Source organism: Puia sp. (genome assembly GCF_036500295.1).
In the GTDB taxonomy this organism is placed as follows: Bacteria; Bacteroidota; Bacteroidia; order Chitinophagales; family Chitinophagaceae; genus Puia.
Genome location: NZ_DASYCH010000090.1, coordinates 1 through 9,682 on the forward strand (window position 1 = coordinate 1; position 9,682 = coordinate 9,682).

A 9,682-nucleotide genomic window follows, 5' to 3' on the forward strand; every position below is an offset into this window, starting at 1 on the left:
GCTGAAGGGCTATGGCGATCTCGGATATCTTTTAAAAGATGCCGCCATCATCGCCGAGACAAAGGACTGGCTGGAGAAAGTCTTCGCCAGCCAACAAAGCGATGGCTGGTTCGGGCCGCGGCTGGGGGCCGACGGCTCACCCGATCTCAAGGGAAGTACCCCCGATCTATGGCCCAATATGATCATGCTGTGGTGTATGCAGTCGTACTATGACTACAGTCATGACCCGCGGGTGCTGACCTTTATGAAACGGTATTTTCAGTGGGAGCTGACGGTTCCGGAGAATGAATTGCTCAAGACCTACTGGGAGCATAGCCGCGGCGGCGACAATCTCTACAGCATTTACTGGTTGTACAATCGCACCGGCGAGCAATGGCTGCTCACCCTGGCCGATCGCATCCACAAACATACCGCCGACTGGACGCAGAAGGACAAGCTGCCCAACTGGCATAACGTGAATATTGCCCAGTCCTTCCGCGAACCGGCGACGTATTATATGCAAACCGGCGACAGCGCGATGCTGCACGCCACCTATCATGATTTTGCACTGATCCGCGAGCTGTACGGACAGGTGCCCGGTGGCATGTTTGGCGCCGACGAGAATGCGCGGAAGGGGCATGACGATCCCCATCAGGCCGTGGAGACCTGCGGGATGGTGGAGCAGATGGCGTCCGATGAATTGCTCACCGGCATCACCGGCGATATTTTCTGGGCGGACAACTGCGAGGATGTGGCGTTCAACACCTATCCCGCCGCCGTCATGCCCGACTTCAAGGCCCTGCGCTATCTCACGGCGCCCAATATGGTCGTTGCCGACAGCGCCAATCACGCGCCGGGCATCGCCAACGAGGGTCCCTTCCTGATGATGAACCCCTTTACCAGCCGCTGCTGCCAGCATAATCATTCGCAAGGCTGGCCCTACTATGCGGAGCATCTCTGGATGGCGACTCCGGACAACGGCGTCGCCGCGGTGCTGTATAGCGCCGGCACGGTGCGGGCCCAGGTGGGCGCGGGCGGACGAAAGGCCGGCGCCGGCAAGGGCGGAACGGTCGTGATAAGCGAAACCACGCATTATCCATTCGACGAGCAGGTGGAATTCACGATCGACTCGGTGAAGAAAGGCGGCCTGGTGTTCCCGTTATACCTGCGCGTTCCGGCTTGGTGTACCGCGGCGGGCGTAGCCGTGAATGGGGTGGAGACGCCGGTGCAGGCGGGCACCGCGGCGGGTTCCTGGTTGCGCCTGGAACGGAAATGGGTGGCCGGCGATAAGGTCGAACTTCGCCTGCCGATGACCTTCACCACCCGGACCTGGGACAAAAACAAGAATAGCGAAAGCATCAACTATGGACCGCTGACCTTTTCCCTGAAGATCGCGGAATCTTATAAGCGCATGGATGGCCGGATGGCCGCGCAGGGGGACTCCCACTGGCAGGCCGGCGCGGATGCTTCCGCCTGGCCCTCGTTCGAGATCTTCCCCGCGAGTCTGTGGAATTATGGGCTTGTGCCGGATCAGCAATATTCGATTGAGCGGCGCCCCTGGCCGAACGATGATTTCCCGTGGACACCCGATGCCGCGCCGCTCGTCGTCGCCGCAAAAGGGAAACTGATCCCCGAGTGGATGCTGGACAAGAACGGCCTTTGCGGGGTATTGCCGCAAAGCCCCGTGCATTCGGCGTCGCCGGTGCAGACGATCCAACTGGTGCCGATGGGTGCGCAGCGCTTGCGCATCTCAGCGTTCCCGGTGGTGCAATGAAAAGCCCCCGAAGCACCCTCGCAACCCTACCGCAACGGTAACCGGATGGTCGTAAGCGCCTGCGCGATGGCTGTCACCGCTTTATCCCTCAATAGCGTCCGGGCGAGGCCAATGCAATGCCACTGGCTGCGGGAGAGCCTGCTCCCGCCGTTGCCGGTACGGGCTTGCAGGCCCTCGGGTAATTCGAGCGCAAAATCGAGCACCCGCGCCTTTTCCGCGGCAATATGGATCTCCATGTCGGTGGCGCCAGGCCGGCCGGAACGGATGATGTTGTAGATGGTGTCGTTTTCCATAAATGAGCCGATAGTTGTAATTTTATCAAAGTTCCCACATCGCAAAACGGATGATTGGCACGACAGGGATAAAACTTTATACAAAACGGATTTTATGGGCATGATCGTTTGTGACGAGTATGGACTGGAGGCCGCTCATTGGATGCAACTGGGTGAGCATGTAAGCGAAGAACTGCTAAAGCGACCCCTCGTCACGGAATACCGCCAGAAGCTGAGCTTTCCCTTCGGCGACGCCGAGCTGTTGCAGGTCGTTCTACCCAATATCCTGATCATTTATGGGGATCTCGTACTGCGGCGCCATCATGTCCGCATGCGTGCCGTCGACGTGCCCGACACGATCGAACTGCATTTTTCTCTCGCGGGCAACAGCACGGTGACCAACAAGGTCAGCGGCCGCACCCATTTTTTCATCCCCCAGCAGCAAAATATCATGTATGTCCCCGAATTTGATGGCCAGGTGGATTTTGACCATAAGCTGCGGCAGGGATATAAATTCTTCGAGATCCATTTTATGAGCCGGCACTTTCTCGAACTCGCACAAGACAGCTGCGAAGTACTACGGCGCTTTGCCGATGAGGTGGCCGCCGGCAAGCCGGCCGAGCTGTCACCCCGCGGACTACCCATTACCCTGGCCATGCAGGCCTGTATCAACGACATCGTCAACTGCCGTTTCCAGGGCGGGCTGAAACTGCTTTTTTTGGAGGCCAAATGCCTCGAACTGCTTACCCTGCAGGCGGAGACCTTCGAACGTGCCCGGCAGGCCACCACTACCTCCACCTCGGTGCTGAAGTCGGACTATGACAAGGGCCGCATCCTGCAAGCCCGGGACTATCTGCTGCTGCACCTGGACACCCCGCCTTCCCTGCCGGAACTGTCGCGGATCGCCGGACTGAACGAATACAAGCTTAAGAACGGTTTTAAAGAAGTCTTCAACACCACCGTATACGGCTACCTCAACGACGTCAAGCTGACGCAGGCAAAAGAACAACTGCTGTCCGGGACCAGCATCAAGGAGATAGCCATGCAGCTCGGCTATGGCTCCGTCCAGCATTTCAGCCGGGCCTACCGCAAGAAATTCGGCCTCCCGCCCGGGAAGAGCCGGAAGTAACTCCCGCCAATACCCCCACTTTGTAGTATTTCAAATTCGAAAGAAATTTAATATCTTGTTCCTATCATTCCCGCATCCCTGTTTCTACTAACCGTAAAATAAAGGGTTTTCTATGCCCCCATCCAAAACGCTGCTCGGTCCCGAGAAGGTGCCCTATGGGGCGCAACTGGTCGAGATGTCCTCCAATGGGAAAGACATCTTTGTGATCAGCGACCTGCATATCGCCGCGGGGCTGAACAGCAATCGCAACTATGACGGTACCGAAAACTTCTTCGCCGACTACTCCTTTGTTCGCTTCCTCAACCACCTCGAAAAAAAGATCGCCCCCGATAAAAAAGGACTGCTCATCATCAACGGAGACCTCGTTGATTTCTTAAGGATAAGAAATATCCCTGTGACCCAGCAGGATTTTGAAGCATGGGCAGCTATCCTCGGCGCCGTCGGCCTGGACATGCCCATCGATTGGTTGAAGACTTCCATCAGCCCCAAAGAAGTGAAATACGGCCTGCGAACGGATGATTACAAATCCGTCTGGAAACTCTACGTCTGCGCCGGCGGGCACCCGCAATTCTTCGAACAGCTGGCCTCCTGGCTGGAGAAAGGCAACCAATTGGTCATCACCAAGGGCAACCACGACCTGGAATGGTACTGGAAACCCGTTCGCAGCTACTTTCGCTATCTGCTGGCCCAGCGGATCGCCGCCCGGCAAAACCAGGATGTCGAAACCGTGCTGAGCAATATCGTCTCCCCCGCCGTCCATTTTATCGATAATCGCCTGATCCTCGACCGGCAGATCTGCATCGAACACGGCCACAATTACGAACGTTTTACAAAAGTCGACGGTCCGCCGGTACTAAAAGGCGACACCCAACTCAATCTTCCCTTCGGGTCGTTTTTCAACCGCTACCTGATCAACCGGATCGAACTGGCCTACCCCTATATCGACGATGTCCGGCCCCGGCAGAATATTCTCTCGCTGCTGCTCAGGGAACGGTTCCCCCTGGCTATTCAATTACTCTTCAACTATATTCCGTTCGTTCTCCTGGTCATCCCCAAAAAACAATACGCCTACGCCTTCAAATACCTGTTTCAATTCTTGCTCATCATCGTACTCCCGCTGCTGGTTACCGCCTTCGCCCTTTACAAAGGCTTCCACGGCATCCCAAAAATGAGTACCGCAGCGGCAGGAGGCACCACCTTCTGGACACCGGTGCTTTCCCAGGCAAAGAACCTCCTGTTCTTATCCCTATCCTATTTTATCGGCCGACTCTTCGCCATGCTGCAGCTGTCTTCCCCTTCGTCGTTGTTTCCAGACGCCAACGAGATCTTCGGGAAGAACCCGGCGCTGCTGCTGGTGACCTTTGGGCATACACACGATCCCGAACAGGTCTTTGTGGAAGGCGTCGCGCCCGAGGCCAGACGATATTGTAATACGGGCACCTGGATCCCCGTCTTTGAAATGGATGCGGCAGATGTGCGGCTGGACAGGACATTTACGTTCCTGCACATTGAACGTGACGCCGCAGGAGATATTAAGCTGCCCGATCTGTACCGATGGAATGACGATGCGGCAAGAGAGGATGCCCTGATCCTCATCGACAGAAAATAGGAACCAAAACCAGGATACATGAAAGCTCCCCTACGGTACCCGTTGGTGCTACTCGCCATTGCTATCTGTTTTTTCCAAAGCTGCTCCTTTGAAAAGATCGGCAGCGATCTTGGGAAAGGCGTCTCCTCAAAAACCGACACCATTGGTCAAACCCTGATCGCCGGCGTCATGAACGAGCTGACCAGCCCCGCCGTCCGCAAAAAGGTGTCGCTCTTTCTCGATTCGATCCTCACCAATCTCACCGATTCCCTGACCGTCCGCACCGCAACCCTGGAGGACAGGATCCTCAATCATAAAGTACAGCTCTGGGCCGACTCCCTGGTCGAGACGCTCACCGGCCAACACCTGCGGATGAACCACCTGGACAGCATCCAGGGGATCCTCGTCGGAAAGACAAAAAGAGATGTCCTGCAGATGCGGGACGGGTTTAGCCAGTTGCTTGCCGAAGTGCTTAGTAATAATACGAAGAATAGACTGGGGCTGATGCGGGACGAGTTGCTGGGACCAAAGACCACCACCGCCCTGGCCAGGATCATCGATACCGCGGTCACCCATATCGTCGACAGCGCGATGCGCAAGGTGTCCGACCGGCTGCGAACCGATATCAACCCCCAGCTCACCCAGGACATCTCCTTTATTCACCGCAATGCCACCTGGCTGCTGATCACCCTCGGGGCCATCGCGGCCGTGATCATCTTTTTGATCTGGCAAAACCGCAAGAAATACCTGCGCATGGTCGCCATCATCGCCAAACAAGTACACGATATCCCGGATCAGAAGATCTACGACCAGGTGACGGCAAAGATCAAACAGGATTCCGTCGCGACCGGCGTGGAACCCGACCTGCGAAACCTGCTGCAAAAGAACGGGCTCATCGGGGACACTTCATATCAAAAATAAAACTGCAAAACATGGCTCAAAAATGGACCTACGAAACGCTGGCGGCCGCCGACAAGGCCACGTATGAGAACATCCTCCGCACCGGCACCCCGCCGGATCTCGAGGCTCTCAACGGGTATATCTACTGCGGCTGGAATCATGAATGGATCGGCCGTTTGTCGGGGGTCAAATTCAAGAAGGGGTTTTACAAGCGGGACGGCATCAACTATGGCTATAACGAGACCGTTATGCAGGACAATCAGGGTTACCTGGGGCAATGGGAGTCCGGTCTTCACAAGGTGCGTCCCAACCAGCTGGGTTATTTCAAAACAGGCTATGTCCGGGATCAGCCGCCGGCCAAATTTTCCGAGCCCTACCGCCACCTGGCTACCGTCGACTATACGGTGCCCTTTCACAAATGGTATCTCGTTTTCTTCCGCGTGATCAAAGACTTTGTCGTTTGTCCCAACGAGGGAGATAATACCCTCCTGCTTTGCAAGGCCTACCTGCATTTTTCGGACAACTTCAATGTGCTGTATTGTTATTTCATCCTCGGCCATCGTTACGAGATCCGTTATCTGCCGTGGTGATCAATTTAAACTTATAGATATGAATCCATCTCTGGTACGCGAGGAGCGGAGGCTCCGGACGGTTTTAAAGCTGCTGTTGTTTGTTTGTTTCCTCATCCTGCTCTTCCATGTCTTTCCAAAATGGACGCCCGGCTTTTTGGAGGGATTCGCCTTCCATGGCTATACGATCATCGCGAACGACTCCTTCCCGCAGGGCGGACTCATCGCGTTGTTGCTTGGCCTCGTGATCGCCGATATCCGCCGTTTTGGCGTCCTGCTCCGGTTGCTGATCGGCTTCCTGATCATCGGGACCGTCTGGTCCGCGATCGGCTGGATCAAAGACTGGGTGCCCGATGACGGGCAAATGCCCTTTTGGGTGCGGACCGTTGTCTATGCCGTCCTGTTGGTGGGGATCTGGATCCTGTTTAGCGTGGCGGGCAAGGCGCGGTACAGCCTGAAATATCTCACCGTGCAACAATTCCAGACCCTCGAGGCCATGGCGGAGGTCTGCGTGGCCGGAGACAGCAATACCGACAAGCTGGCGATCCTCCCCGTCGAGGTGGCGATCAACGTAGATACCTACCTGATAAAATTCAAGGCTAAAGGGAAATGGGTCATGAAGATCGTGCTCACGGCCATGGAGTTCTACCCCCTTTTATCGCTCCATGCACCCCTCAGCCAGATGCTCCCCGACGACCGGCTGAACTTCCTGAAAAAAAGATTCCAGGCCGTCAACGGAATGCTGCCCGACTGGTATCTGCAGTTGATCCAGGCCGCCATCCGGATGTCGAAGCAGTTGTGTTATATGGGTTACTACAGCGATGTCCGTGTTCACCCCGCTATCGGGTATACGCCGTTCCTCGACAGAAAAGACCTGCAGGAAAGACGGGACCGGTTCCCGGGCGATCCCTCCCAAAGCTCCGCCCTACAGGTGCTGGAAGAGGCGGAGATCACCGAAGATCACCTCGAGGCGGACGTGGTCATCGTGGGCTCGGGGGCAGGCGCCTCCATCCTGGCGCACCAGCTGATCGGATTGGGCCGGCAGGTGCTGCTCGTCGAACGTGGGGGCATCGAACGTCCGGGTACGTTCAACGACGACGAAGTAGACATGGTCTCGCGCCTGTATGCCGACGGGGCCTTGCAGCTGTCCCGCGACTTCCGCTTCCAGGTCTTCCAGGGCAGCTGTGTCGGCGGGTCGACCGTTGTCAACAATGCCGTCTGTTTCGAAACCCCTGACTATATCCTCGATAAATGGATCAATGAATTGGGTGTCGGCATCGATCGTGCCCGGTATCAACAGTCGATGAAAGCCGTTTACCAGCTGATGCATATCGCCCACACGCCTTCGATGACGATTGACAAATACCTGAACCCGGGTGGCCGGATCTTTGCCGATGCCTGTGTGAAGATGGGTTACGGTCCGTCGATGGTCGACTCGGTGATGGCGAATATCGACGGATGCCTGGGCTGCGGCTATTGCAATATCGGCTGCCAGTTCGGGAAGAAACTGTCGATGCTCGACACCATCCTGCCACAGACCCAGTTGGCGCATCCCGGCAAATTGCGGATCATCGCCGGCTGCGAAGTGATAAAATTCAATAAGAAAGGCAGCGGGATCGTATCCCTTACTGGACAGTTCAAGAGCGGGCGGAAGCTGACGATCAACGGAAACACCTTTGTCTCCTCGGCGGGGGCCATCTCGTCGAGCATCCTGTTGATCAAGTCAAAATTGGGGATCGCCAATGCAGGGAAGAGACTTGCCTTCAACCTCGGTTCGCAGATCACCGCGGTCTTCGACCAGCCGGTCAACTCCTATGACGGGCTGCAGATCTCCCATTTCCTCAAGACGGACGATCACCGCTTTGTGATGGAGACCTGGTACAACCCGCCGATGTTCCAGTCGACGGCGATGCCTGGCTGGTTCGATCAGCATTTCCACAACATGCAGCACTACGGGAATATGGCCTGCACAGGCATCCTGGTGGGTACCGCTTCCAACGCGGAAGTAAAGGCCGCCGGCCTGCTGGGAAGGGATATCAACTATGTTCCGACGGAAGATGATTTCAACAGCCTGATGGATGGGCTTGAAAAAGCCGCCGAGATCTACCTCGCCGGTGGTGGGGCCGTTCGCATCATGCCAAATACCTTCACCTACTATGAATACAAAAGTGTACAGGAGTTAAAGGACAACCTGCGCAAGGATGTCAAATCCTCCCGCGATATCTCCACGGGAACGGGCCATCCCCAGGGCGGCAACGTGATGAGCAATGACCCTTCCACGGGAGTGGTTGACGAAGGGTTTAAGGTGTTTGGCTTCGACAACCTCTTTGTATGTGATGCGAGTGTATTCCCGACCAGTCTCGGCGTCAATCCGCAGGTGACGGTCATGAGCCTGGCGCACTATGCGGCCCCGCTGATCGCGAAAAATTTCAAGTAGTGCGCGGCGCGGCGCCATAGCCGGCAATTGACGTTACGTTATTCACTGCGCAGGCTTTTTATGGGGTTGGCGAGGGCGGCCCGCAGCGCCTGGAAGCTGACGGTTGCCAGCGTGATCGCCAGCATCCCCACGCCGGCGGCGATGAAGATCCACGGCGAAAGGTCGGTGTGGAGCGCGTAGTTCTGCAGCCATTTGTGCATGGCAAGGCCGATGAGCGGCATGGCGACGGCCATAGAGAGGACGATGAGTTTCAGGAAGTCGGTGGAGAGGAGGGCCCAGAGGTTGGCGACGCCGGCGCCGAGGACCTTGCGGACGCCGATCTCCCTGGTGCGTTGTTCGGCCACGAAGGAGGCGAGCCCGAAGAGGCCGAGACAGGAGATGAGGATCGCGAGACCGGCAAACACCGTCGCGAGCTTGCCGATGCGCTGCTCGCTGCGGAATTTGTGTTCATAGGCCTCGTCGTTGAAATGATAGATAAAAGGACTGGCGGGGTTGAATCGTTTGAAAACGGTGGCGATCTTCTCCAGCGAAGTGTTTACGGGGGCCCCGGATTTTATCCGGATAGTAATGGCGTAGTGACCGCCGTCGCCGAGGAAGACGGCGGGCTGGATGCCGGAGTAGGGGTCATTGGTGAGCATATTCTTTACCACCCCGATGATGGTATAGTCCTTTCCCCAGTGTTTTACTTTTTTGCCGATGGGGTCTTTGAACCCAAGGGCGCGTTCGCCTTCTTCGTTGACGATGGCGGCCGAGCTGTCCGTTGGGAAATCGCGCGAGAAATCGCGGCCACGCAGCACCGTCCAGCCGATGGTGGGGCCAAAGTCGGCGTTGACCCAGACATCGCGGAAGAAGATCTCTTTTTGTTCGGGCCGCATGCCCGCCCATTCCAAAGAATTGTTCTGGTCAAACTGGGTGGTGGTTTGCGAGGCATTGGCCGCGTTGGCGACGACACCGGTGCTGAGCAGGGCGGTACGGAGGGCCTCATAGTGGCGATCGAGCGAGTCGGTATTGATCGGGACTGTGATCAGCCCGGC

General features: G+C 56.6%; 8 protein-coding genes. 6 read left to right on the top strand and 2 right to left on the bottom strand.

Features of this window, described 5'->3' with window-relative positions; all coding sequences use genetic code 11:
• A partial coding sequence (locus tag VGM48_RS17005) for a beta-L-arabinofuranosidase domain-containing protein (protein WP_331581283.1) occupies positions 1–1,753 on the top strand: 1,753 nt, incomplete at its 5' end.
• Positions 1,754–1,779: 26 nt separating this feature from the next.
• Here VGM48_RS17005 and VGM48_RS17010 read toward each other — a convergent pair.
• Complete coding sequence (locus VGM48_RS17010) at positions 1,780–2,046, bottom strand: hypothetical protein (RefSeq protein ID WP_331581285.1); 267 nt, start codon at positions 2,044–2,046, stop codon at positions 1,780–1,782.
• 94 nt (positions 2,047–2,140) lie between these two features.
• Between VGM48_RS17010 and VGM48_RS17015 the strand changes: the two genes are divergently transcribed.
• The 5 genes from VGM48_RS17015 (at position 2,141) to VGM48_RS17035 (ending at position 8,648) form a co-directional block, all read left to right on the top strand.
• Complete coding sequence (locus VGM48_RS17015; protein WP_331581287.1) at positions 2,141–3,154, top strand: AraC family transcriptional regulator; 1,014 nt, start codon at positions 2,141–2,143, stop codon at positions 3,152–3,154.
• A gap of 112 nt (positions 3,155–3,266) precedes the next feature.
• A complete protein-coding gene (locus VGM48_RS17020; RefSeq protein ID WP_331581289.1) occupies positions 3,267–4,763 on the top strand; it encodes a hypothetical protein in 1,497 nt (498 codons plus the stop codon).
• A gap of 18 nt (positions 4,764–4,781) precedes the next feature.
• Entirely contained in the window at positions 4,782–5,663 is an 882-nt protein-coding gene (locus VGM48_RS17025; protein WP_331581291.1) for a hypothetical protein, read from the top strand.
• An 11-nt stretch (positions 5,664–5,674) separates the two neighbouring features.
• Positions 5,675–6,232 carry a hypothetical protein gene (locus tag VGM48_RS17030; protein WP_331581293.1) on the top strand — a complete coding sequence of 186 codons (558 nt, stop codon included), beginning with the start codon at positions 5,675–5,677 and terminating at the stop codon, positions 6,230–6,232.
• Between the two features lie 19 nt (positions 6,233–6,251).
• Positions 6,252–8,648, top strand: coding sequence for a GMC family oxidoreductase N-terminal domain-containing protein (locus VGM48_RS17035; protein WP_331581295.1), 2,397 nt, complete (start codon positions 6,252–6,254; stop codon positions 8,646–8,648).
• Positions 8,649–8,686: 38 nt separating this feature from the next.
• On the opposite strand, the gene VGM48_RS17040 is transcribed toward VGM48_RS17035, so the two are convergent.
• The coding region (locus tag VGM48_RS17040) for an ABC transporter permease (protein ID WP_331581297.1) at positions 8,687–9,682 on the bottom strand (996 nt) is incomplete at its 5' end.